The organism is Pseudomonas sp. SJZ080 (assembly GCF_007828295.1).
GTDB lineage: Bacteria > Pseudomonadota > Gammaproteobacteria > Pseudomonadales > Pseudomonadaceae > Aquipseudomonas > Aquipseudomonas migulae_A.
In genome coordinates this window covers 1-24717 of record NZ_VIUK01000036.1, presented here as the reverse complement: position 1 = coordinate 24717, position 24717 = coordinate 1, and the positions used below count along the sequence as shown (strand labels likewise).

Annotated in this window: 24 protein-coding genes; 13 read left to right on the top strand and 11 right to left on the bottom strand. The window is 59.0% G+C overall.

What is annotated here, in order from left to right; all coding sequences use genetic code 11:
* Positions 1-2: 2 nt before the first annotated feature.
* From FBY04_RS29790 to FBY04_RS29780, 3 genes are all read left to right on the top strand, one after another.
* Positions 3-1103 carry a DUF1513 domain-containing protein gene (locus FBY04_RS29790; RefSeq protein ID WP_084322728.1) on the top strand — a complete coding sequence of 367 codons (1101 nt, stop codon included), beginning with the start codon at positions 3-5 and terminating at the stop codon, positions 1101-1103.
* A gap of 201 nt (positions 1104-1304) precedes the next feature.
* Entirely contained in the window at positions 1305-2453 is a 1149-nt protein-coding gene (locus FBY04_RS29785; RefSeq protein ID WP_145318992.1) for an efflux RND transporter periplasmic adaptor subunit, read from the top strand.
* A gap of 13 nt (positions 2454-2466) precedes the next feature.
* Positions 2467-5502, top strand: a complete 3036-nt coding sequence (locus FBY04_RS29780) for a multidrug efflux RND transporter permease subunit (protein ID WP_145318989.1) — start codon at positions 2467-2469, stop codon at positions 5500-5502.
* 167 nt (positions 5503-5669) lie between these two features.
* On the opposite strand, the gene FBY04_RS29770 is transcribed toward FBY04_RS29780, so the two are convergent.
* The 5 genes from FBY04_RS29770 to colR all read right to left on the bottom strand — a co-directional run bounded on the left by FBY04_RS29770 (position 5670) and on the right by colR (position 9395).
* Positions 5670-5897 carry a hypothetical protein gene (locus tag FBY04_RS29770; protein WP_084322726.1) on the bottom strand — a complete coding sequence of 76 codons (228 nt, stop codon included), beginning with the start codon at positions 5895-5897 and terminating at the stop codon, positions 5670-5672.
* Between the two features lie 2 nt (positions 5898-5899).
* The gene (locus tag FBY04_RS29765; RefSeq protein WP_145318982.1) at positions 5900-6613 is read right to left on the bottom strand and encodes a lipopolysaccharide kinase InaA family protein; all 714 of its coding nucleotides are present in this window, start codon (positions 6611-6613) and stop codon (positions 5900-5902) included.
* A 3-nt stretch (positions 6614-6616) separates the two neighbouring features.
* Positions 6617-7285 (bottom strand): class I SAM-dependent methyltransferase, encoded by a 669-nt coding sequence (locus FBY04_RS29760; RefSeq protein WP_145319028.1) that lies wholly within the window; start codon positions 7283-7285, stop codon positions 6617-6619.
* Positions 7286-7441: 156 nt separating this feature from the next.
* Positions 7442-8722 (bottom strand): HAMP domain-containing sensor histidine kinase, encoded by a 1281-nt coding sequence (locus FBY04_RS29755; protein ID WP_145318979.1) that lies wholly within the window; start codon positions 8720-8722, stop codon positions 7442-7444.
* Positions 8712-9395 carry a two-component system response regulator ColR gene (colR, locus tag FBY04_RS29750; RefSeq protein WP_008032118.1) on the bottom strand — a complete coding sequence of 228 codons (684 nt, stop codon included), beginning with the start codon at positions 9393-9395 and terminating at the stop codon, positions 8712-8714. The genes FBY04_RS29755 and colR overlap by 11 nt, the downstream gene beginning before the upstream one ends.
* A gap of 219 nt (positions 9396-9614) precedes the next feature.
* Here colR and FBY04_RS29745 point away from each other — a divergent pair, with 219 nt between their 5' ends.
* Positions 9615-10358, top strand: a complete 744-nt coding sequence (locus tag FBY04_RS29745) for a phosphatase PAP2 family protein (protein ID WP_084322722.1) — start codon at positions 9615-9617, stop codon at positions 10356-10358.
* Positions 10359-10530: 172 nt separating this feature from the next.
* On the opposite strand, the gene groL is transcribed toward FBY04_RS29745, so the two are convergent.
* The 4 genes from groL to FBY04_RS29725 all read right to left on the bottom strand — a co-directional run bounded on the left by groL (position 10531) and on the right by FBY04_RS29725 (position 14038).
* On the bottom strand, positions 10531-12174 hold the full coding sequence (gene groL, locus FBY04_RS29740) for a chaperonin GroEL (RefSeq protein ID WP_008032122.1): 1644 nt from the start codon (positions 12172-12174) through the stop codon (positions 10531-10533).
* A gap of 49 nt (positions 12175-12223) precedes the next feature.
* The gene (locus FBY04_RS29735) at positions 12224-12517 is read right to left on the bottom strand and encodes a co-chaperone GroES (RefSeq protein ID WP_007948593.1); all 294 of its coding nucleotides are present in this window, start codon (positions 12515-12517) and stop codon (positions 12224-12226) included.
* Positions 12518-12763: 246 nt separating this feature from the next.
* On the bottom strand, positions 12764-13240 hold the full coding sequence (locus tag FBY04_RS29730) for an FxsA family protein (RefSeq protein WP_145318976.1): 477 nt from the start codon (positions 13238-13240) through the stop codon (positions 12764-12766).
* Positions 13241-13306: 66 nt separating this feature from the next.
* Complete coding sequence (locus FBY04_RS29725) at positions 13307-14038, bottom strand: HugZ family protein (RefSeq protein ID WP_084322721.1); 732 nt, start codon at positions 14036-14038, stop codon at positions 13307-13309.
* Positions 14039-14193: 155 nt separating this feature from the next.
* Here FBY04_RS29725 and FBY04_RS29720 point away from each other — a divergent pair, with 155 nt between their 5' ends.
* Positions 14194-14952, top strand: coding sequence for an SDR family oxidoreductase (locus FBY04_RS29720; protein WP_145318973.1), 759 nt, complete (start codon positions 14194-14196; stop codon positions 14950-14952).
* Between the two features lie 128 nt (positions 14953-15080).
* Here the strand turns inward: FBY04_RS29720 and apbC are convergent, their stop codons facing one another.
* Positions 15081-16175, bottom strand: a complete 1095-nt coding sequence (gene apbC, locus FBY04_RS29715) for an iron-sulfur cluster carrier protein ApbC (protein WP_084322719.1) — start codon at positions 16173-16175, stop codon at positions 15081-15083.
* Between the two features lie 257 nt (positions 16176-16432).
* Here apbC and metG point away from each other — a divergent pair, with 257 nt between their 5' ends.
* From metG to FBY04_RS29675, 8 genes are all read left to right on the top strand, one after another.
* Positions 16433-18484 (top strand): methionine--tRNA ligase, encoded by a 2052-nt coding sequence (metG, locus tag FBY04_RS29710; protein WP_084322718.1) that lies wholly within the window; start codon positions 16433-16435, stop codon positions 18482-18484.
* 142 nt (positions 18485-18626) lie between these two features.
* Positions 18627-19196, top strand: a complete 570-nt coding sequence (locus FBY04_RS29705) for an electron transport complex protein RnfA (protein WP_145318970.1) — start codon at positions 18627-18629, stop codon at positions 19194-19196.
* Entirely contained in the window at positions 19193-20407 is a 1215-nt protein-coding gene (rsxB, locus tag FBY04_RS29700; protein ID WP_145318968.1) for an electron transport complex subunit RsxB, read from the top strand. Before FBY04_RS29705 ends, rsxB begins: the two co-directional genes overlap by 4 nt.
* Positions 20394-21383, top strand: coding sequence for an RnfABCDGE type electron transport complex subunit D (locus tag FBY04_RS29695; RefSeq protein WP_145318965.1), 990 nt, complete (start codon positions 20394-20396; stop codon positions 21381-21383). Before rsxB ends, FBY04_RS29695 begins: the two co-directional genes overlap by 14 nt.
* Positions 21380-21991, top strand: coding sequence for an RnfABCDGE type electron transport complex subunit G (locus FBY04_RS29690; RefSeq protein WP_145318962.1), 612 nt, complete (start codon positions 21380-21382; stop codon positions 21989-21991). Before FBY04_RS29695 ends, FBY04_RS29690 begins: the two co-directional genes overlap by 4 nt.
* Entirely contained in the window at positions 21984-22493 is a 510-nt protein-coding gene (locus FBY04_RS29685) for an Rnf-Nqr domain containing protein (protein WP_145318958.1), read from the top strand. The genes FBY04_RS29690 and FBY04_RS29685 overlap by 8 nt, the downstream gene beginning before the upstream one ends.
* 25 nt (positions 22494-22518) lie before the next feature.
* On the top strand, positions 22519-23157 hold the full coding sequence (gene nth / locus FBY04_RS29680; RefSeq protein WP_084322712.1) for an endonuclease III: 639 nt from the start codon (positions 22519-22521) through the stop codon (positions 23155-23157).
* A 107-nt stretch (positions 23158-23264) separates the two neighbouring features.
* The gene (locus FBY04_RS29675) at positions 23265-23444 is read left to right on the top strand and encodes a PA3496 family putative envelope integrity protein (protein WP_145318955.1); all 180 of its coding nucleotides are present in this window, start codon (positions 23265-23267) and stop codon (positions 23442-23444) included.
* Between the two features lie 91 nt (positions 23445-23535).
* Here FBY04_RS29675 and FBY04_RS29670 read toward each other — a convergent pair whose 3' ends face one another.
* A complete protein-coding gene (locus tag FBY04_RS29670) occupies positions 23536-24141 on the bottom strand; it encodes a response regulator transcription factor (protein ID WP_178118340.1) in 606 nt (201 codons plus the stop codon).
* Positions 24142-24717 lie beyond the last annotated feature (576 nt).

Genomic DNA, 24717 nt, shown 5'->3' with positions numbered 1-24717 from the left:
CCATGCTGCGACGACAGGCTCTGACGTTAGGTAGTTTGCTGCTGGGAGCAGTGACACTGGGCGGCTGGACGCTGTTCAAGCAAAAGGACAAGAGCCCGCTGCTGCTGTCGGCGCGGGACGATACCGACGGCAAGCATTACGCCGTGGGTTATCGGCTGGACGGTACACGGGTGTTCGCCACCCGGGTCGGCCAGCGTTGCCACGACATCATCAATCACCCGACGCTGCCGATTGCACTGTTTGTCGCCCGTCGCCCCGGCACCGAGAGCTACCTGATCGACCTGCGCGACGGCACGCTGTTGCAAACCGTGGCTTCGCAGCCGAACCGGCATTTCTACGGTCACGCGGTGATTCACCGCAGCGGCGACTGGCTGTATGCCACCGAGAACGACACATCCGATCCGGGTCGCGGCTTGCTCGGTGTGTATAAGTTTGAAGGCGAGCGCCTCGTGCACAGCGGCGAAATTTCCACCCACGGCATCGGCCCGCATCAGGTGTCGTGGATGCCCGATGGCGAAACCCTGGTGGTGGCCAACGGCGGGATTCGCACCGAAGCGGAAAGCCGGGTCGAGATGAACCTCAACGCCATGGAGCCGAGCCTGGTGCTGATGCAACGCGACGGTACTTTGCTGAGCAAGGAAACCCTCGCCCAGCAGATGAACAGCGTGCGGCACCTGGGGATCGCCAGCGACGGCACCATCGTCGCCGGTCAGCAATTCATGGGCCCCTCTCACGAATCTTCGGAACTGTTGGCCATCAAGCGGCCCGGACAACCGTTCGTGGCGTTCCCGGTGCCTGAGCATCAGTTGCAGGCGATGGGGCATTACACCGCCAGCGTCGCGGTACACAGTGACTTGCGGCTGGTCGCGTTGACCGCGCCACGGGGCAATCGCTTTTTCATCTGGGACCTGGACAGCGGCGAAGTGCGCCTGGATGCGCCACTTCCCGATTGCGCCGGGGTCGGTGCGGTGGCTGACGGCTTTGTCGTGACGTCGGGTCAAGGGCGCTGCCGTTACTACGATTGCCGCCAGACAAACCTTGTTGCAAAACCCCTCGAGCTGCCGGCGGGGCTCTGGGATAACCACCTTCATTTGATGGCGTAGTCGACGGCAAAAGATCGCAGCCTTCGGCAGCGCCTACGGGTGTACACCGTAAAATGCAGGAGCTGCCGAAGGCTGCGATCTCTTCCGGCCATCATCACAACACGACTTGAGTCCCTGTAAAAAGTGGCAGTTGGATTCACTGCCGCTCTCGGAGTAATGTGCCCGCCTGTCTCACCTGATTTTCTCCAAGGAACTGGAAATATGCTGCGTCGCCGCATGCTGATCATGTTGGGTGTTGTTCTGCTGATCGTACTGGTCCTGGCCGGTTACAAAGCCTTCTCCATCTACACGATGGTGCAAGGCTTCTCCGCGCCGAAACCGCCGATAAGCGTTGCCGTGGCCACCGCCATCGAACGGCCCTGGCAAGCCCGCCTGCCTGCCGTCGGCACACTCACGGCGCTGCAAGGCGTGGACCTGAGCCTGGAGACCGACGGCACCGTCATCGATTTGCAGTTCGAGTCAGGGCAGAAGGTCAAGGCCGGTCAACCACTTCTGCGCCTCGACAGCGCCGTGGAAAGTGCCTTGCTGGAAACCGCCCAGGCCGACCTCGGGCTGGCCCAGCTCGATTACGGTCGCGGTAGCCAACTGGTGGGCAGCCAGGCCATTTCCAAAGGCGAATTTGACCGACTTTCGGCGGTGCTGAAAAAGAGCAAGGCCACGGTCAATCAACTCAAGGCGGCACTCGGCAAAAAAAGCATCGTTGCGCCCTTCAGCGGGACCATCGGCATTCGACAGGTTGACGTCGGCTACTACCTCGCCAGCGGCACCATGATTGCCACCCTGCAAGACCTCAGCAGTCTCTACGTCGACTTTTTCGTGCCCGAACAGTCGGTGCCGAAGATCGCCATCGGCCAGCCGGTTGAAATCATCGTCGCGGCCTACCCTGCGCAGACGTTCCCCGGCACCATCAGCGCGATCAATCCGAAACTCGAGAACAGCACGCGCAACATGCAGGTCCGCGCGACCCTGGCCAACCCTGACGGCAAACTGTTGCCGGGTATGTTCGCCAGCCTGCAGGTGATGTTGCCCGACCCGCAGCTGCGCATCGTCGTGCCGGAAAGCGCGATCACGTACACGCTGTACGGCAATTCGCTGTACGTCGTCACACAGAAAAAAAACGAAGACGGCAACGTGGAAAAAGACGCCAAGGGTGAACCGATCCTGATCGCCGAACGCCGTTTCATCGAAACCGGCGAACGCCGCGACGGTGTGGTGATGATTACCAAAGGTGTGCAGAACGGTGAAAAAGTGGTCACCGGCGGCCAGATCAAACTGGACAACGGCGCACGCATTGCCATCAGCGACGACAAGACTTCGGCCGAGCAGAGCAGCCCGCTGCGCGCGGACTGATCAAGGAATCCCCATGGCTTTTACTGACCCGTTCATCCGCCGCCCGGTGCTCGCCTCCGTGATCAGCCTGCTGATTGTGCTGCTGGGTTTCCAGGCCTGGAGCAAGCTGCCGCTGCGCCAGTATCCACAAATGGAAAACGCCCTGATCACGGTGACCACCTCATATCCCGGCGCCAATGCCGAAACCATCCAGGGCTACATCACCCAACCGATGCAACAGAGCCTGGCGAGCGCCGAAGGCATCGACTACATGACTTCGGTCAGTCGCCAGAACTTCTCGGTGATCTCGATCTACGCGCGTATCGGTTCCAACAGCGATCGCTTGTTCACCGAGCTGCTGGCCAAGGCCAACGAGGTGAAAAACCAGCTGCCTCAGGATGCCGAAGACCCGGTGCTGAGCAAGGAGGCCGCCGACGCCTCGGCGCTGATGTACATCAGTTTCTTCAGCAAGGAGCTGAGCAACCCGCAGATCACCGACTACCTGTCGCGGGTGATCCAGCCCAAACTCGCGACCCTGCCGGGCATGGCCGAAGCCGAGATTCTCGGCAACCAGGTGTTCGCCATGCGCCTGTGGCTGGACCCGGTGAAACTGGCCGGCTTCGGCTTGAGTGCCAGTGATGTGACCGATGCCGTGCGCAAGTACAACTTCCTCTCCGCCGCCGGCGAAGTGAAAGGCGAGTACGTGGTCACCAGTATCAACGCCAACACCGAGCTCAAATCCGCGGAAGCCTTCGCCGCGATTCCACTCAAGGTCGATGGCGACAGCCGCGTGCTGCTCAGCGATGTCGCGCGGGTGGAAATGGGCGCGGAAAACTACGACACCATCAGCTCCTTTGGTGGCACGCCCTCGGTGTACATCGGCATCAAGGCCACGCCCGGCGCCAACCCGCTGGACGTGATCAAGGAAGTGCGCAAGATCATGCCCGACCTCGAGGCCCAGCTGCCGCCGAACCTCAAGGGTGAAATTGCCTACGACGCCACGCTGTTCATCCAGGCCTCGATCGACGAAGTGGTGAAAACCCTGTTCGAAGCGGTGCTGATCGTGATTGTGGTCGTGTTCCTGTTCCTCGGTGCGCTGCGCTCCGTGGTAATCCCGGTGGTGACGATTCCGCTGTCGATGATCGGTGTGATGTTCTTCATGCAGATGATGGGCTACTCGATCAACCTGCTGACGCTGCTGGCGATGGTGTTGGCCATCGGCCTGGTGGTGGACGACGCCATCGTGGTGGTGGAAAACATTCACCGCCACATCGAGGAAGGCAAGACGCCGCTGGACGCGGCCATTGAGGGCGCACGGGAAATTGCCATGCCGGTGATCTCGATGACCATCACCCTGGCGGCGGTCTATGCGCCGATCGGCTTCCTCACCGGCCTCACCGGGGCGTTGTTCAAGGAGTTCGCCCTGACCCTGGCCGGGGCGGTGGTGATCTCCGGCATCGTCGCCCTGACCCTGTCGCCAATGATGTGCGCCTTTCTGCTGCGCCACGACGAAAACCCCAGCGGCCTGGCCCACCGCCTCGACCTGATTTTCGAACGTTTGAAGCGCCGCTACCAGAGCATGTTGCACGGTACGCTCAACACCCGCCCGGTGGTGCTGGTGTTTGCGGCGATTGTGATGTGCCTGATTCCGGTGCTGCTCACCTTCACCAAATCGGAACTGGCACCGGACGAGGATCAGGGCGTCATTTTCATGCTGGCCAATGCCCCGCAGCCGACCAACCTCGATTACCTGAATGCGTATACCGACGAGTTCATCACCATCTTCAAGGCATTTCCCGAGTACTACTCCTCGTTCCAGATCAACGGTTTCAACGGCGTGCAATCGGGGATCGGCGGCTTTCTGCTGAAACCCTGGAACGAACGCGACCGCACGCAAATGCAGATCCTGCCCGAGGTGCAGAGCAAACTGGAAAGCATTCCGGGGTTGCAGATTTTCGGCTTCAACCTGCCTTCCCTGCCGGGCACCGGCGAGGGGCTGCCGTTTCAATTCGTCGTCAATACCGCCAACGATTACGAGTCGCTGCTGCAAGTGATGGACCGGGTGAAAAAACGCGCGATGGAGTCCGGCAAGTTCGCCTTCGTCGACGTCGACCTGGCGTTCGACAAGCCCGAAGTCGTGGTCGATATCGATCGCGCCAAGGCTGCGCAGATGGGTGTGTCGATGCAGGATCTGGGCGGCACACTGGCGACGTTGCTGGGTGAGGCGGAAATCAACCGTTTCACCATTGAAGGCCGCAGTTACAAAGTGATCGCGCAGGTTGAACGACCGTTCCGGGACAACCCCCACTGGCTGAACAACTATTACGTGAAAAACACCAAGGGTGAACTGCTGGCCCTGTCGACCCTGATCACCGTGACTGACCGCGCCCGCCCGCGGCAGTTGAATCAGTTCCAGCAGCTTAACTCGGCCATCCTGTCCGGGGTTCCATTGGTGAGCATGGGTGAAGCCCTGGAGGCGGTGCGTCAGATTGCCCGGGAAGAGGCGCCGGCGGGTTTTGCCGTCGACTATGCCGGGGCATCGCGGCAGTACGTTCAGGAAGGCAGCGCACTGTGGGTGACGTTTGCCCTGGCTCTGGCGATCATTTTCCTGGTGCTGGCGGCTCAGTTCGAAAGTTTCCGCGATCCGTTGGTGATTCTGGTGACGGTGCCGCTGTCGATCTGTGGCGCGTTGATCCCGCTGTTCCTCGGCTGGTCGAGCATGAACATCTACACCCAGGTCGGGCTGGTGACGCTGATCGGGCTGATCAGCAAGCACGGGATCCTGATCGTCGAGTTCGCCAATCAGCTGCGCAAGGAAAAGGGCCTGACCCCGCGCGAGGCGGTTGAGGAAGCCGCGGCCATTCGCCTGCGCCCGGTGTTGATGACCACCGCGGCCATGGTATTCGGCATGGTGCCGTTGATCATTGCCACGGGCGCGGGCGCTGTCAGCCGGTTCGACATCGGCACGGTGATCGCTACGGGGATGTCGATCGGGACGCTGTTTACGTTGTTTGTATTGCCGTGCGTTTACACGTTGTTGGCTAAACCCGATAAACCTGTAAACGTCTAACTCCTGTAGGAGCCGGCTTGCTGGCGATGGTGTGTCAGCTACATTTTTGTCGACTGACACACCATCGCCAGCAAGCCGGCTCCTACAAGGGTCGGTGCAGGTCTCAAGTCATCGGGAATAAAAAAGGCCTCGCATTGGCGAGGCCTTTTATTTGGGCTTCAATCTGGTCAACTCTGCGGCCTCAGTCCTTGAGAAAGTCCGAACATGAACAGCAATAAATCATGATCGGGTTGGGTTGCAACGGATGCTTTCGCAACCCGCGGCATCGGACAACGCGCGTCCCCGTTCACTGAACTGAGGACTTGCGTGCGGGGCTGCTCCCAAGCCGCCACCGCCAGTGAAGCAACTGCCAAGGCTCCTATCAAGAACAAACCTCTAGCAATTTCGAGTTTCATTGCTATAAACCTTTGATAGCGCTGCCAAACGCCGTCTCATAAAGGTAGACGAGTTTCTGCCAGTCCGTCGTGCTGAACGACGAGTGGCGACGCAGTTGCTTCAGGTCATGGGACGCGGCGTGACGGGCGGTCAAACGCTGGCGGCCTTTCTCCAGATCGATCAACGCAACGTCGATTTTCGCCGACTCGCCCTCACCGGTAACCCGGACGAAGACGTGCTTGAGATAGAGGCAACTGTGCTGCCACCGAGCCTTGTGCATGCGCACCAGGTTATCGGCCAGCTCCTTCAGCACGCGGTCATGCACCGCCTCACCATGGCGCTCGCGGCCACCGCCTGCGTACCAGTGCTCGATTTCCTCGAAACCGTCCAGTGCCTTGGTCACCAGCAATGCGCGCCATTTGTGAACAGGATCGCGTTGCGCACCGCAGAAAACGATTTCCGGAACCCCCACGCCGACCCGGCTCAAGCCGATGAGCGCGTCCCGTTCGCGCAGCACCGTCGGTCGACCGAAGGGGTGCAGCCAGCTGCGATAGACATGCCCGGTCTGACGCTTGGCGTAGAACAGCTGTCCATCATTGCCCTTGACTCGCTGCACGCCACTTTCACCACCGCGACGAACGTTGGGCTCTTCAACCCATTCGCCGCGCTGGTTCCAGAAATGATCGAAACGATCCTGGGAAACGACGTCCGTATTTGCTGCACATTGCACTGCCATCTATTACCTCTTGCGTAATATGTAAACCCGCCACATGGCATAGAGCGGGAGAAAATCCAGTTGTTCCTGAATACGGAACCCCGCTTGCTCGAATTCCTTTTCGACCGTAGCAGCCGGTAACACAAACCGATTTTGGTAACCTTCCTGCTCACGCCTTTTCTCCAGGCGCTTGCGTCTCCAGGCCTTGAAATTGCCGTCAACCCATAACGAAAGGATCACGCTGTCGCGGGTGACGCGCTCGAATTCACGCAGAATGGCCAGTCGATGCTCGGCTTCACCAATGTGGTGCAGCAAACGCATGCAAAAAATGCTGTCGACGGCGTTATCAGGCAGGGCGATGTCGAATGCAGAAGTCTGCAAGGGTTGTACCCTTTTCACGACTTCGGCAGGTTGCGCCTGTAAAGCGATCTTGAGCATCGACTCGGAGTTGTCGGCTCCGATGATCACACGGTTGGATTTTTCCGCCAGCAACGGCCAGAAACGCCCGGCACCGCAGGGAAGATCGAGGACCAGACCGGGTTCACCCACCAACGCCAGCGCATGTCGCGCCAGCTGCTCGTCACGCCAGTGAGACAGTCGACGGCCAAGACCATCCTTATGTTTGCGCAGATACTCCTGAGCGTGTTGATCGTCGTATTTTTCGGAAAAATCAAGTTTGATCGGGCCGGCCATCACCAAGGACTCCTGAGCTGCTGATGACAACCACCTTAGGTAGCGGCGTGTCAGCGTCAGGTCATGCCTTTGTGAAAAAAATGTCATGTAAAACCCCGAACTATTTCGAGGTTTTACAGGGCGGCGACGATGGCTGGGGGCCATAAACGAAAAGTATCACGCCCCGGACTGATTCAACTCCACCTGAAACCGGCAACCATGGGGCTCCATGTTGGTCAGACTGACGCTCCACCCCTGGTTTTCGCAAATCCGCTGCACCAGCGACAGGCCCAGACCCAGGCCTTCGCCGCGTTTCTCGTTACCCCGCACGAAAGGCTCGAACATTGCCTCGCGTTTTTCTTCGGGAATGCCCACGCCACTGTCTTCGACCGTGAAACCCGTAGTCGTCAGGGTCAAGCGAATAAAGCCCCGTTCGGTGTAATGCAGCGCATTGCGCAACAGGTTGCCCATGACTGCGTGCAGAAGCGTGGCGTTGTAGCAGGTGCTGGCCGGATTGCCCGGTTCAAAGATCAGCGAGAGCCCTTTGGCCTCGATCGGTTCGCGCCATAGATTGAGCAGCCCGTCGGCGACCTGGGCCAGCGACTGTTGCGGCGCCATGCTGGCGTCTTCACGTTGGGCACGGGCCAGCATCAGGAAGGTCTGCACCAGCTCACGCATCTCTTCGCAGGCACGGGCGATCCGCTCGACCTGAGCCCGACCGCGCTGGTCGATACCGGGGTTTTCCAGCAGCAGCTCACAGGAACTGGCCAGGACCATCAACGGGGTGCGCAACTCGTGGCTGACGTCACTGGTGAACAGGCGTTCCCGGGTCAATGCCTGGCGCAGGCGGCCGAGGGTGGCGTCGAAGGCCACGGCCAGCTCGCCCACTTCATCGGCGGCATAGTCCGGTGCCAGCGGTGGCGCCAGACCCAGCAACTGGTCGCGGTGGCGCACCTGGCGGGCCAGCCGCACAACTGGCGCCATCACTTTGCGCGCCAGTATCCAGCCGAGGAATACCGCCAACGCCAGACTCAGGACGAAGCCCACCAGCACCACGGCGAACAACACCCGTTCACGTTCTTCGAAATCGCTCTGGTCCTGCAGCAGTACATAACGCCGGCCATCGACGACTTCGACCATCGCGTGGTACGACAGCTGTTCCCGGAACACTTCGTGGAAGCCCGGGTCGAGATGGCGCAAATCCTTGGGCAACTCGAAATCACCCGGCCCGCCGCTGAAATAGAACAGCTGGTCCGGCTCGGGGCGATGGCTCCAGTCAGACACACTGTCCATCAACAGCAGGCGTTGCAAATCACCGCCGAGACCTGCCGAAATCAGTTTTTCTTCCACCAGGTGCACGGTCGCGACAATGCCCATGGCGAAAGCTCCGGCGACCAGGGCGCTCATCAGCGCAAAGGCGATGATGATCCGTTGAGCAAGGCTCTGTTTAAACTCCATCACGCCCCTCGGCCAAGCGATAACCCACACCGTGCACGGTTTGCAGCAAAGGCTTGGCGAACGGTTTGTCGATCACCTGACGCAATTGGTGGACGTGACTGCGCAGGCTGTCGCTGTCCGGACAGTCATCGCCCCACAAGGCCTCTTCGAGAATTTCCCGACGCAGGACGTGCGGGCTTTTCTGCATCAGCACGGCCAGCAACTTCAGGCCTACCGGGTTGAGTTTCAGCAGGCGCCCTTCGCGGGTGACTTCCAGGGTATCGAGGTCGTAGCTCAGATCACCGACCTGCAAGGTACGACGGCCGCCGCCCTGTGCCCGACGCATCACGGCTTCGATCCGCGCGGCCAGTTCAGACAGGGCAAAGGGTTTGATCAGGTAATCGTCGGCGCCGGACTTGAAGCCTTGCAGGCGGTCGTCCAGTTGATCGCGGGCAGTGAGCATGATCACCGGCGTGTCGCGACGGGCATCTTCGCGCAAGCGTTTGCACAGGGTGTAGCCGTCGATACCCGGCAACATGATGTCGAGCACGATCAAATCGTAGTGCTCGGTGGCCGCCAGGTGCAGGCCTGACAAACCGTCCTGCGCGCAATCCACGGTGTAGCCCTTGAGCCCCAGGTAATCGGCCAGATTGGCCAGGATATCGCGGTTGTCTTCAACCAACAGAATGCGCATGGGCACCTCCTCCGTACACAGCAACGGCCGTCTTGGCCCGCGCAGCTTAAGGCCTGGCGTGGCTCAGGGCTAGGGCTGTGTGCAGTTGAAAACCCTGCCAACAAACCTGTTGAGTCCTTAACGACTTTTTCACTATCGATTCACGCAGAGGCGACACAACCGGGTTCACACTCCGCGCGGCTGCGCTTTCAAGAACATTTAACCGACCAAGGAATTGCCATGGTTTCGACCCTTGCCCGCCCCGCCTCTCGCCCGCTCAATTTCTGGGTGTGCCTGGGTGTTCCCACCGCTGCCGCGATCATTCTGCTGCTGCTCGAACTGACGTCCCTGGACATGGACCTGGCCACGCTGTTCTATGATCCCGCGGCCGGAGACTTCATCGGGCGCCACAGTTACTTCCTCGAAAACATCCTGCATGACCGCGCCAAGCAAGTGGTCATCGCCTTTTCGGTGTTCGCGATCATCGGTTTCATCGGTGCCTTTTTCATCGACAGGCTCAAACCGTTCAAACGGGAACTGGGCTGTCTGGTGCTGTCCCTGGGGCTGGCGACATCCTTTGTCACACCGGTCAAAGCGGTGACGGCGGTTCAATGCCCGTGGAGTCTGGAGCAATTCGGCGGCCACGAGACCTATAGCGAACTGCTCAGCCCGCGCCCACCCACCGACAAACCAGGTCGTTGCTGGCCCGGCGGACATGCCGCGACCGGGTTCACGTTGTTTGCATTGTTCTTTGTGCTGCGGGATCGGTATCCGCGTCTGGCACGTAAAGCCTTTATCTTTGCCTTTGCGCTGGGCACGGTGTTTTCCGTGAGCCGGATGATGCAGGGCGCGCATTTTTTCTCGCACAACGTGTGGACGGCGATTTTCTGCTGGCTGATTTGTCTGGGGTCGTATTACTACATCCTGTATCGACCGGTTCCCGAGGCTGAGCGGGTTACCAAGTCACAAGCGGTTAGCGTTTGATCTGACGTCATCGCGGGCAAGCCCGCTCCCACAGGGGTGATGCGGTCCTGTGAGAGCGTGGCTTGCCCGCGATGGCCGCGACTCGGTCTCCGGACGGACCCACATCAAAGGCAATAAAAAACCCCGCCTGCTTTCGCAGGCGGGGTTTTTTTCGTACGGGGGTAAGGCTGGCTTACATCATGCCGCCCATGCCGCCCATACCGCCCATGTCTGGCATACCGCCGCCAGCTGGTGCGTCTTCCTTGATCTCGGCGATCATGGCTTCGGTGGTGATCATCAGGCTGGCAATCGACGAAGCCGCTTGCAGAGCCGAACGAGTCACTTTGGCCGGGTCCAGGATACCCATTTCGATCATGTCGCCGTATTCGCCGGTGGCAGCGTTGTAACCGTAGTTACCCGAACCCTGCTTGACCTTGTCGACAACTACGCTTGGCTCGTCGCCGGAGTTGGCAACGATCTGACGCAGTGGCGCTTCAACAGCGCGACGCAGCAACTGGATGCCAACGTTCTGGTCATCGTTGTCGCCTTTCAGCTCGGAGATTGCCTGCAGAGCGCGAACCAGTGCCACGCCGCCGCCAGGTACCACGCCTTCTTCAACGGCTGCACGGGTAGCGTGCAGGGCGTCTTCAACGCGGGCTTTCTTCTCTTTCATTTCAACTTCGGAACCAGCGCCAACCTTGATCACTGCAACGCCGCCGGACAGCTTGGCCAGACGCTCTTGCAGTTTTTCACGGTCGTAGTCGGACGAAGTGTCGGCCACTTGCTGACGGATCTGCAGAACGCGAGCCTGGATGTCAGCCTCAACGCCGGCACCGTCGATCACGGTGGTGTTTTCTTTGGACAGGATCACGCGCTTGGCATTACCCAGGTGTTCCAAGGTAGTGCTTTCCAGGCTCAGACCGATCTCTTCGGAGATAACGGTACCGCCAGTCAGAACAGCGATGTCCTGCAGCATGGCCTTGCGACGGTCGCCGAAGCCTGGAGCCTTGACGGCCGCGACTTTGACGATGCCACGCATGTTGTTCACAACCAGAGTCGCCAAGGCTTCGCCTTCAACGTCTTCGGCCACGATCAGCAGTGGACGGCCGGCTTTGGCAACGGCTTCCAGTACTGGCAGCATTTCGCGGATGTTCGAGATCTTTTTGTCGACCAGCAGGATCAGCGGACCGTCCAGCTCGGCAGTCATGGTCTCTGGCTTGTTGACGAAGTACGGGGACAGGTAGCCACGGTCGAACTGCATGCCTTCAACAACCGACAGTTCGTTTTCCAGGCCCGAGCCTTCTTCAACGGTGATCACGCCTTCTTTACCGACTTTTTCCATGGCTTCGGCAATGATGTCGCCGATGGAGTTGTCGGAGTTGGCCGAGATGGTGCCGACCTGAGCGATGGCCTTGGTGTCAGCGCAAGGCTTGGACAGGGCTTTGAGCTCTTTGACGATCGCGATGGTCGCTTTGTCGATACCGCGCTTGAGGTCCATCGGGTTCATGCCGGCAGCGACGGCTTTCAGGCCTTCGTTGACGATCGACTGAGCCAGAACGGTAGCGGTGGTGGTGCCGTCGCCTGCGTCATCGTTGGCACGGGAGGCAACGTCTTTGACCAGCTGCGCGCCCATGTTTTCGAAACGGTCTTTCAGTTCGATTTCTTTAGCGACGGACACGCCGTCCTTGGTGATGGTCGGAGCGCCGAAGCTCTTCTCGATGATCACGTTACGGCCTTTAGGGCCCAGGGTCGCTTTTACCGCGTCAGCCAGGACGTTGACACCGGCGAGCATTTTCTTGCGGGCGGAATCGCCGAATTTAACTTCTTTAGCAGCCATGATCGATATTCCTTAAATACTTTGTAGTAACGGGAAAATGAGCGGGGAATCAGCCTTCGACAACAGCGAGGATTTCGCTCTCGCCGATGACCAGCAGGTCTTCGCCGTCAACTTTCACAGTGTTGCTGCCGGAGTAAGGGCCGAACACAACCTTGTCACCCACTTTCACGGACAGCGCACGCACTTCACCGTTGTCCAGAACTTTGCCTGGGCCTACAGCGAGGACTTCGCCCTGGTTTGGCTTTTCAGCAGCCGAACCTGGCAGGACGATACCGCCAGCGGTTTTCTTTTCTTCTTCGCTGCGACGGACGACGACGCGGTCATGCAGAGGACGAAGCTTCATTGTCGATCTCTCCTAATTGTGGTTTTCATCGGCCGGTGTATTCCCGGCGGGTTTAACAAATCCGGCGGTGCCGGGTGCGGTTCGTCAAGCGAACCGCGGAAGTCTGTCTGGCGTGATCGCCAGAAACCTTGCGGTGACCGTTACATAAGGGCGGATAAGCTTATTACAAGGGCGCGGATCGAAATTTTTTACATCCATGCCCCAAAACGAACACGGCACCCGAAGGTGCCGTGCAGGTGAAACGGTTTACTTGGAATCGCGGTGTTCGAACTCGCCTTCGATCACGTTCGGCTCACGGCCCAACGGCTGCTGTGGAGCAGGGCCGCCCCGTGGCTGCAGATCATCGGCGAACGCACGCTGACGGATCGCCGCCTCTTCGGCGCGCTGGCGCATTTTGTTGGCCAGCAGCCGGCGAGAGATCGGCAGCAACAGGATCAGGCCCAGCACGTCGGTGACGAAGCCCGGCAGGATCAACAGACCACCGGCCAGTGCCAGCATCAGGCCTTCGAGCATGGTCTGGGCCGGCAGTTCGCCGCGGTTCAGGCTTTCACGCGCACGCAGCGCGGTTGCCAGGCCGGCGATACGCAGCACGAACACGCCGAGCATCGAGCCGAGAATGACCAGCAGCAGGGCCGGGAAAAACCCGATCGCCCCGCTCACCTTGACGAATACGAACAGCTCCAACACCGGAAACAGTACAAAGAGCAATAAAAAAGGGCGCATCAAATGGTTCCTCAACGCAAGAATGCCTTGCCAGTGTTCCCTAGATGACGTCGCCATTGCGTGAATTCAAGCGCCGGCCACTTCATTTTTCGGCCAATGCTCGGCGTGAGCCAGGAAAACCAAGGCTTCCCGCACTTGTGTCGGCGTATTACATGGCGCTTGAAACGGTAGCCAGTAGAGTCCCTGACCGATGCGCAGGTGCATGCCTTCCATATCGATCCCGGCCAATTGCGCCGGCTCGGTTTTCGGCAGGCCGGCGAGGTCGACATAGTGGGCGATGGCTTTGGCGTGATCGGCATTCATGTGCTCGATCATGCTCACTTCCGCCTTGCCTGCGAAAGGATTGGCCAGAGTCAGTTGATCGACCCAGTGAATCGCACCGAAACCGCCGATGTAGCGGTGACGCACGGGGTTGAGCACCCAGAAATCGAAATCGTGGGCCTTGTGGTAGCTCTGCGAATCCGGGAAATAGCGGTAGTAACGCTCGGCCGCCGCTTCTATGGCGGCCTCGTCCTCGAGCTTTTCCGCTTCGGCGAGGTAGGTCAGGCGACCGACGGCTTGTACATCTTCGGCCTCACGCTCGCCCACGAACAATGAGCATTTCGGGTCTTTTTGCAGGTTATGCGTGTGCTGGGCGATGCGGCTGATCAGGATCAGCGGCCTCCCCTGCCCGTCCAGGCAGTACGGAACCACCGAGCCAAACGGGAAGCCGGGCATCGCCTTGGAGTGCGTCGAGAGCACCCCACGGTATTCCTTGAGAAGCAATTCTCGGGCATTCTTGGCCGCTTCAACGCTCAATTTATGACTCCTTATATAGAATCCGTCGAAAAAACGGACAGGCGACTGGTGAAAGTTACAGTCCGCCATCGGGGCAGTTCTCATGTGCACGTGCGGTGCAGATCGAGAGGCTCTCTTGCAGGAAGACCACTCCAACCTGTTACCGGGGCATGCGAATGCAACTCACTGACAAAGTAATCATTATCACTGGCGGTTGCCAGGGTTTAGGCCGTTCCATGGCCGAGTATTTCGCTGGCAAAGGCGCGAAGCTTGCGCTGGTCGACCTGAACCAGGAAAAACTCGACGACACCGTTGCCGCATGCAAGGCCAAGGGTGTCGAAGCCCGCGCCTACCTGTGCAACGTCGCCAATGAAGAGCAAGTAACGCACATGGTTGCCCAGGTGGCCGAGGATTTCGGTGCGATTCATGGCCTGATCAACAACGCCGGGATCCTGCGCGACGGCTTGCTGCTCAAGGTCAAGGACGGCGAGATGACCAAGATGAGCCTGGCTCAATGGCAGGCGGTGATCGATGTCAACCTGACCGGCGTGTTCCTGTGCACCCGTGAAGTCGCGGCAAAAATGGTCGAGCTGAACAACAGCGGCGCGATCATCAATATCTCGTCGATCTCCCGTGCCGGCAACGTCGGTCAGACCAACTACTCAGCCGCCAAGGCTGGTGTCGCGGCGGCGACCGTGACCTGGGCGAAGGAACTGGCGCGCTACGGTATTCGTGTGGCGGGTATTGCGCCGGGCTTTATCGAAACCGAGATGACGCTGGGCATGAAGCCTGAAGCGCTGGAGAAGATGACGTCCGGGATTCCGCTCAAGCGTATGGGCAAGCCGGAAGAAATCGCTCATTCGGCGGCGTACATTTTCGAGAACGACTACTACACCGGTCGGATTCTGGAAATGGATGGCGGGTTGCGGATCTAACCAACACCGAAAAACCAATGTGGGAGCGGGCTTGCTCGCGATAACGGTAGATCAGTCAAATTATCTGTTGAATGACACACCGCTATCGCGAGCAAGCCCGCTCCCACAGTTGATTGTGTTTCGGCTTATTAATCGTCGCTGATGGTGATGTTCGGCATCGCCGGGGTCGCCGCTTCCTGCAACACAATCCGCGCGCCGACATGGCGGGCGAGTTCCTGGTAGACCAGCGCAATCGGGCTGTCCGGCTCGGCGATCACCGTTGGCTTGCCGCCGTCGGCCTGTTCGCGAATGGCCATTGCCAACGGCAACGAAGCCAGCAGCTCCACGCCATATTGGTTGGCCAGCTTCACACCACCGCCCTCACCGAACAGATGCTCGGCATGCCCGCAGTTCGAGCAGATGTGCACGGCCATGTTTTCCACCACGCCCAGTACCGGGATGTTGACCTTGCGGAACATCTCCACGCCTTTGCGTGCGTCCAGCAACGCCAGGTCTTGCGGGGTGGTGACAATGACCGCGCCGGCCACCGGGACTTTCTGCGCCAGGGTCAATTGGATGTCACCGGTGCCTGGCGGCATGTCGATGACCAGGTAATCCAGATCGCCCCAGGCCGTTTGTGTCACCAGTTGCAACAGCGCGCCGGAAACCATCGGCCCACGCCAGACCATCGGCGTGTTGTCGTCGGTCAGGAACGCCATCGACATCACTTCAACGCCATGGGACTCGATCGGCACGAACCACTTCTGATCCTTGACCTTTGGTCGGGTGCCTTCGGGAATGCCGAACATGATGCCCTGGCTCGGACCGTAGATGTCCGCGTCGAGGATCCCGACCTTGGCGCCTTCGCGGGCCAGGGCCAACGCGAGGTTGGCGGCAGTGGTGGATTTGCCCACGCCGCCCTTGCCGGACGCCACGGCAACAACATTCTTGACGTTGGCCAGCCCCGGAATCTGCGCCTGCGCCTTGTGCGCGGCGATCACAGTGGTGATATCGACGCGAGCGCTGGTGACGCCGTCGAGACCTTCGATGGCCATTTGCAGCATCTGCGCCCAGCCACTTTTGAACAGCCCGGCGGCGTAGCCCAACTCCAGCTGGACGCTGACGCGATCACCCTGAATGTCGACGTTGCGCACGCACCCGGCGCTGACCGGGTCCTGGTTCAAGTAAGGGTCGGTGTATTGGCGAAGGACGGCTTCCACCGCTGCGCGATTGACGGCGCTCATGGGCAACTCCGATAGCAAGACTGGAAAATCAGGCGGGTATCGTACCTGTTCTGATCGTTTGGCGGGATGTCCCTAAAAGATCGCAGCCTTCGGCAGCTCCTACACGGATTGCGCCGAACGCGCAGGAGCTGCCGAAGGCTGCGATCTTTTGGCGGCCCCACCCACTCGATCATCGGAGGAAACAACCTCACGGGGTGAAAAATATGCGCCAGCGCTTTATAGTGGCCGACCTCCGTTTCATCAAGTAGCCGAGCCCCATGTCCGAGCCACGCAAGATCCTCGTCACCAGCGCCCTGCCCTATGCCAATGGTTCGATCCACCTCGGCCATATGCTGGAATACATCCAGACCGATATGTGGGTGCGCTTCCAGAAGCACCGCGGCAACCAATGCATTTATGTCTGCGCCGACGACGCCCACGGTTCGGCCATCATGCTGCGCGCGGAAAAGGAAGGCATCACCCCGGAACAACTGATCGCCAACGTCCAGGCTGAACACAGCGCCGACTTTGCCGAGTTCCTGGTGGACTTCGACAACTTCCACTCCACTCACGCCGAAGAAAACCGTGAGCTGTCGAGCCAGATCTACCTGAAGCTGCGCGACGCCGGGCACATCGCCACGCGTTCGATCACGCAATACTTCGACCCGGAAAAGAAAATGTTCCTGGCCGACCGCTTCATCAAGGGCACCTGCCCGAAATGCGGCACTGAAGACCAGTACGGCGACAACTGCGAAAAATGCGGTGCGACCTACGCGCCGACCGACCTGAAGGATCCGAAGTCGGCAATCTCTGGCGCCACGCCGGTGCTCAAGGATTCCCAGCACTTCTTCTTCAAGCTGCCGGACTTCCAGGAAATGCTGCAAACCTGGACCCGCAGCGGCACCCTGCAAGACGCCGTCGCCAACAAGATCGCCGAATGGCTGGATGCCGGCCTGCAACAGTGGGACATCTCCCGCGATGCGCCGTACTTCGGTTTCGAAATTCCTGGCGAGCCAGGCAAATACTTCTACGTCTGGCTGGACGCGCCGATCGGCTACATGGCCAGCTTCAAGAACCTGTGCAACCGTACGCCGGAGCTGGATTTCGATGCGTTCTGGGGCAAGGACTCCACGGCCGAGCTGTATCACTTCATCGGCAAGGACATCGTCAACTTCCACGCCCTGTTCTGGCCAGCGATGCTCGAAGGCGCCGGTTTCCGTAAGCCGACCGGCATCAACGTGCACGGTTACCTGACCGTCAACGGTCAGAAAATGTCCAAGTCCCGTGGCACCTTCATCAAGGCCCGGACCTACTTGGATCACCTGTCGCCGGAATACCTGCGTTATTACTACGCGGCCAAGCTGGGCCGTGGCGTCGATGACCTCGACCTGAACCTCGAAGACTTCGTACAGAAGGTCAACTCCGACCTGGTCGGCAAAGTCGTCAACATCGCCAGCCGCTGCGCCGGTTTCATCCACAAGGGCAACGCCGGCGTGCTGGTGGCGGGTAACGCCGCACCGGAACTGACCGAAGCCTTCCTCGCCGCAGCGCCAAGCATTGCCGAAGCCTACGAGGCTCGCGACTTTGCCCGTGCCATGCGCGAGATCATGGGCCTGGCCGACCGCGCCAACGCCTGGATCGCCGACAAGGCACCCTGGTCGCTAAACAAACAGGAAGGCAAGCACGACGAAGTCCAGGCCATCTGCGCCTTGGGCATCAACCTGTTCCGCCAACTGGTGATTTTCCTCAAGCCGGTACTGCCACTGCTGGCCGCCGATGCCGAGGCATTCCTGAACGTCGCGCCGCTGACCTGGAACGACCACGCGACCTTGCTCAGCAACCATCAGCTGAACGAGTTCAAACCGTTGATGACCCGCATCGACCCGGTGAAAGTGCAAGCCATGACCGATGCTTCGAAAGAAGACCTGACCGCCAGTCAGACCGACACCGGCGAAGCGGCACCTGCCGGCAACGGTGAACTGGCCAAGGATCCGCTGTCGCCGGAGATCGAGTTCGATACCTTTGCCGCGGTCGACCTGCGCGTCGCCCTGATCCTCAAGGCCGAAGCCGTCGAGGGTGCCGACAAGCTGCTGCGCCTGACCCTGGACATCGGCGACGAGCAACGCAACGTACTCTCCGGAATCAAGAGTGCCTACCCGGACCCGGCCAAGCTCGAAGGTCGCCTGACCATGATGATTGCCAACCTCAAGCCCCGCAAAATGAAATTCGGGATCTCTGAAGGCATGGTGATGGCGGCCGGCCCTGGCGGTGAAGAAATCTACCTGCTGAGCCCCGACAGTGGCGCCAAGCCAGGTCAGCGCATCAAGTAAGGCTCTGCGGTAAACCGATCCCACAGTCGTGCCTGGCGCGACTGTGGGATTTTCATGTCTGGCCCACCCTCCGTCCTTGCCGGATAATGCCTAAGCTTTTTAGACCGCTCCGTTAAAAAGCCCCGTTCTTGCCGGCACGATCATGACCGAAATTGTTCTTACGCTTATCAGCACTGCCCTGATCAACAACCTCGTGTTGCACTGGCCGCTGGGCGTCGATCCGCTGCTGGGCAACGAGCACCGGCAAGTCCACGCGCTGGGCCTGGCGACGGCCTGCTTGATGTTGATCGTCGGCATAGTGGGCTACTCGACTTACCGTTGGTTGCTGGTTCCGCTGGAGCTGACGTCGCTGCGCCTTTTCGTGTTCCTGCCATTAAGCGTTCTGCTGATTGGCCCGCTGCTGAAAGTGCTTTCCCGGTTACTTCCAAAGCTTGCGTTCGATGGTCTCTGGCCCCTGCTGCTGGGCAATGCTGGCGTACTCGGGCTGACGCTGCTCAACGCTCAGGACGACAAAGGCTTCTTCCATGCCATGGCCCTGAGCCTGGGTGCCGGCCTGGGTTTCTGGCTGGTACTGAGCCTGTTCAGCGACTTGCGTCAACGCACAATCGAAAATGATATCCCCCTGCCCTTTCGCGGCCTGCCGATCGACCTGATCGGCGCCGGTTTGATTGCAGTGGCTTTTCTCGGATTCAGTGGACTGATCAAAACATGAGTCTGATTCAACGCATCGACGCCCTCTTGCCGCAGACCCAATGCGGCAAGTGTGGCCACCCCGGGTGCAAGCCGTACGCCGAGGGCATTGCCAGTGGCGAGCCAATCAACAAATGCCCGCCAGGGGGCCGCGAAACCATCTCGGCACTGGCCGAATTGCTGAAAGTGCCGGTGCTGGAGCTGGACGTCAGTCGCGGTTCGGCCCCGGCGCAAATCGCCTACATCCGCGAGGCCGAGTGCATTGGCTGCACCAAATGCATTCAGGCCTGTCCGGTAGATGCGATCGTCGGCGCGGCGAAACTGATGCACACGGTGATCATCGACGAATGCACCGGTTGCGACCTCTGCGTGGCGCCTTGTCCGGTGGATTGCATCGAAATGCGGCCATTGCCGCTGGCCACGGTGTTACCGATTGTCGGTGGCCTGGCGTTCAGTCTTGAAGAGCAACAGGCGCGCACCGCCAAACGCAATCACGCACGGCGCCGTTTTGAACAGCGCAATGCGCGTTTGCACCGAGAAGAAGAACAGAAACTCGCCGAGCGTCAGGCCCGGGCAAATCGCGCCGCGCAACACACAGAAGTGACAACGCTCGACCCGGTTCAGGCCGCGCTGGAAAGGGTCCGAGCGCAGAAAGCGGCGAACGCCGATGCTGCGTTGAAAAAAGCCAAGATCGATCTGGCAATGAGCCGCGCGCAACTGAACAAATCGCTCAAGGCGTTCGGCCATCCGCCGACCTTCGAACAGCAATCGCAATTGATTGTTCTGCAACAGCAGTTCGAAGCATCCGAACAAGCCCTGGCGCAGTTGGAAAGCAGCGCACCGCCCGCCGCTGCGCCCAGTGCGCCAGTAAAGGACGCCGAGCTGAAACGGGCGAAAATCCAGCTGGCCATGCGCCGCGCCGAACTCAAGAAAGCTCAAACCAGTGAAGCGCCGGTCGAGCAGATCGAAGCCTTGGAACGCGCACTCAGCGAGGCCGAAAAAAACCTCCACACCGCCGAGGCTTCGAGCGAACAACCTTTACCTGACCTGGCGCGTGTTGAAAAACGTCCCATCGACAACCAGCTTCGCCAGCTGAAAACCGAACTGGCCTACGCTCGCGCCGACGTCAGCAAACTCGAACGACGCACCGACACACCCGCCGAGCTGATGAACAAGGCGCGCGCCCGTCTCCAGGAAGCCGAGCGTCAGGTGGATGCCTATGTCGCCCCTTGAATCGGTCGACGAGCGCCTGCAGCAGGCCATGAAGCTGGTGTTGCTGGCCACCGTACCGGGCATGCTGGTGTTGTTCTGGTTGTACGGCTGGGGGGTATTGATCAACCTGATGCTGGCCGGTGTGACCGCGCTGGCCGTTGAAGCGGCGGTATTGCAGCTGCGCAAGCGGGAGCTCAAACCCACCTTGAGCGACGGCAGCGCGCTGGTCAGTGCAACGTTGCTGGCGCTGGCCTTGCCACCGTATTGCCCGTGGTGGCTGACGGTCTGTGCCGCGACGTTCGCGCTGTTCGGTAAACAGCTGTATGGCGGCGTCGGGAAAAATCCGTTCAACCCGGCGATGCTCGGTTTTGCCCTGGTGTTGGTGACGTTTCCCCAGCAGATGACCCATTGGCCGTCGTCCCACGGCATGGACCTGCTCGGTGGTGTGCAACACGTGTTCGGTTTCAGCCTCAGCCAGACGCCGGATGCCTGGGTCCAGGCCACGGCGCTGGACAGCCTGCGAATCAACAAAAGCCTGACCATGGACGAACTCTTCGCTGGCAATCCGGCCTTCGGCCACTTCGGTGCGCGTGGCGTGGAATGGGTCAACCTGGCCTTTTTGGCGGGGGGCGTGTTTCTGCTGCAACAGCGGGTATTCAGCTGGCATGCGCCGGTCGGCATGCTTGCCAGCCTGTTCGTCATCAGCCTGCTGTGCTGGAACGGTTCGGGGTCCGATTCCCATGGCTCGCCACTGTTCCATCTGCTCACCGGCGCGAGCATGCTGGGCGCATTCTTTATCGTCACGGAACCGGTGTCTGGCGCCAAGAGCCCAGGCGGGCGACTGTTGTTCGGCGCAGGCGTGGGACTGCTGACTTACCTGATTCGTACCTGGGGCGGTTATCCGGACGGCGTGGCGTTTGCGGTCCTGCTGATGAACCTCTGCGTACCGACGCTGGACCGGTTTGTCGCCTCGAGGCAGGAGCGAACCGCGCCATGAGCCGAGCGTCGAGCGTGGTGATTGTGGTCCTGCTGGCAGGCCTGGGAATTGGCGCAACTTACCTTGTGCAGCAAAGCAGCGCGCCACGCATTGCGTCCGAACAGCGCCTGATCGACAGCCGTAATCTGCTGGACTTGCTGCCCGCTGACAGCTACGACAATCAACCGTTGGAACAACCGTTGCGCCTCGACGATGCCGTGTTGACCAACAGCACATTGCAAAGCGCTTACCTGGCGACCAAGGCTGGCCAACCCAGCGTGGTTTTATTGCGCAGCCAGGTATTGGGTTATGCCGGCAGTATTGACGTGTTGATCGCCATCGGTGCAAACGGCACGTTGGTGGGGGTCAAAACCCTCAGGCAATCCGAGACACCGGGGCTGGGCGCACGAATCGCCGACTGGCCGAATGCCTGGCTCAACGCCTTTGCCGGCAAGTCCCGAAGCGAACCGGTCGACAATGGCTGGGCGTTGAAAAAGGATCAGGGCCAGTTCGATCAGATCGCAGGGGCGACCATCACTTCCAGAGCCGTGATCAACGCCATCCACGACGCCTTGCGCTACTTCGATGAACATCGGCAACAGTTGGTCGGGAACAGTCCCCATGAATAAGTCATCGACGCTGCAGAACTCGCTGATGCTTGCACCGCTGATCGGCGCCACCGACTCGTGGATGACCGCGCTTGGCCTGTGGTTGATGTTCATTGTGGTGATCAGTGCCTACGGCGTCGGTATGGCGACCCTGCGACCACGCCTTGTCCCGTCTGCCCGACTGTTTGCCGGCATTTTGCTGGCCGCCACGCTGACCAGTTGCGCGGAAATCGCTGCACAAGTCTGGTCACTCAAATGGCAGCAGCAGGTGGGAATCTATGCCGGACTCATCGCCTTGCAATGTGTCGTTCTTGACCACACGGGCTTCTTCCAGAGCGCATTGCGTGACCGTCTTCGCCTGTGTGGCCTGTTCGGCGCGCTGATGGTGGGCTTGGGCCTGCTGCGCGAACTCATCGGCAATGGAGGCCTGCACCTGGCCACCCTGGTCCCCGGTGGATTCATCCTGCTGGGGCTTTTGATCGCCGCCTGGCAGGCCTGGTCCCGCCCGAATCCCTCACACTGACCGCTTTCGAGGAAACGCACAGCCCATGAATGCCGCAAAACGTCTGGAAATTTTCCGCAGGCTGCATGAAGACAACCCGGAACCGAAGACCGAACTGGCCTACTCCTCGCCCTTCGAATTGCTGATCTCCGTGATTCTCTCAGCGCAATCGACCGATGTCGGCGTTAACAAGGCCACCGCGAAACTCTACCCGGTGGCCAATACACCGCAGGCGATTTATGCGCTGGGCGTCGAAGGATTGTCGGAGTACATCAAGACCATCGGCCTGTTCAACAGCAAGGCAAAAAACGTGATCGAGACGTGTCGCTTGCTGATGGAACGCCATGGAGGCGAAGTACCGCAGACCCGCGAGGAGCTGGAAGCGTTACCCGGCGTTGGCCGCAAAACCGCCAACGTGGTGCTTAACACCGCCTTTCGCCAACTGACCATGGCCGTGGACACCCACATTTTCCGGGTCAGTAACCGTACCGGCATTGCGCCGGGTAAAAACGTGGTGGAGGTCGAGAAAAAACTGATGAAGTTTGTGCCCAAGGAATACCTGCTCGATTCCCATCACTGGCTGATTCTTCACGGACGTTATGTCTGCCTGGCCCGCAAGCCCCGTTGTGGCAGTTGCCGGATCGAAGACCTGTGCGAATACAAGCACAAGACTTCGGACGATTGAGGCGCTATTAGGTTTTTTGATTTATCGATTGAAAAAATCTTTTTTACCCGCGCAGAGATTGTCGCTATAAGGAGCGCCAAAGGCAGTCTTAGCCTGGAGTTAACCTTATGAGCACTGGCAAAGAGCAATTGGACGTAGAAGAGGACTTCATACCCGTTGAGGCCGATGACGCGGAACCGGTGGTTGAAGTGGCAAAGACCAACCTGAGCAAACGCCGTACGATCGACAACCTGCTGGAGGAGCGCCGACTGCAAAAACAGTTGGCCGATTACGATTTTGACTTATGACACCTGAAAGCCTCCCGAAACGGAGGCTTTTTTTTTAAGTGCGAAACCTCGAAAACGCCCATTTACCAAGCCCCGTGAAGCGCTGACGCAGTCACACCAGCCCATTGCGCTGAGCCAGTTCGATCAAGTCCACCAAGGACCGCGCATTGAGCTTCAACAACAGACGAGTCTTGTAAGTGCTGACGGTTTTATTGCTGAGGAACATGCCATCGGCAATTTCCTTATTGGTCTTGCCTCGGGCCAACTGTTGCAAAACCATCATTTCACGCCCCGACAGACGATCCACCATATCGGCTTCACTGGCGTTCCCGAGACTGGAACGCACTGTATGCAAGGCTTGATTGGGGAAATAACTGTAGCCTGACAATACAGCCTTTATTGCACTGAGCAACTCAGTGAGATCCTGTTGCTTGCAAACATATCCAGCGGCACCCGACTGCATGCAACGCATCGAAAAATGTCCGGGGGCCTGGGAAGTCAATATCAGTACTTTCATTGGCATTGCTGCCGAGACAAGACGCGCGATAACTTCCAGCCCATCCAGCTTCGGTATTCCTATATCCAGGATGACAATATCCGGCATATGTTCACGAGCCAGTTGTAATGCATCCACGCCATTATCTGTTTCTGCAATGACTTCGTAGCCATGACGCTCCATCAGCATACGTACCGCAAGACGAATGACGGGTTCATATATCCGTGGTAAAACGCTATTTTTAGCATAAGTACATGATTAGTATGTATTTTTCGTAAATAGCACTATTTCACGTATTTGAAAAATTCCTGCTCAGCAAAAATTCTGCAGATCGGCATATGAACTCAGGCTCTATTTATGGAAGGGCTCAGAGTCTGAATCGAGAATTTAAATTCTTCGACTGATAGACGAAATCCAATGATCAACACACCTGCAAACCGGACTAATTAGTTCTTTAAACCAGAGGTTTTCTTGAAAGTCGCAATTTAATATACTTCTAATTACCTGTCGCTTTATCTTCACAGCACAAAAACAATATAATATGCACATATTAAGCTAGCGAATTATTCCTCTGAGCCGATCGAGATTTGGTATGTATACAATTATACGCTAAAATTTCCACCAGGAATTTTTAGATTTACCGAGCCCACCTAAAACGTCTAGGTTTCGAAGATCTGTTGCCGCTGACCGAAAACTGACCCAGTGGGGATGCGGACAAAAACTTGGACTGGTTATGCCGCGAAGCCCAGGCTTTCACGATACTCAATGGGACTGAGCGCGCCGAGGGAAATCTTGATT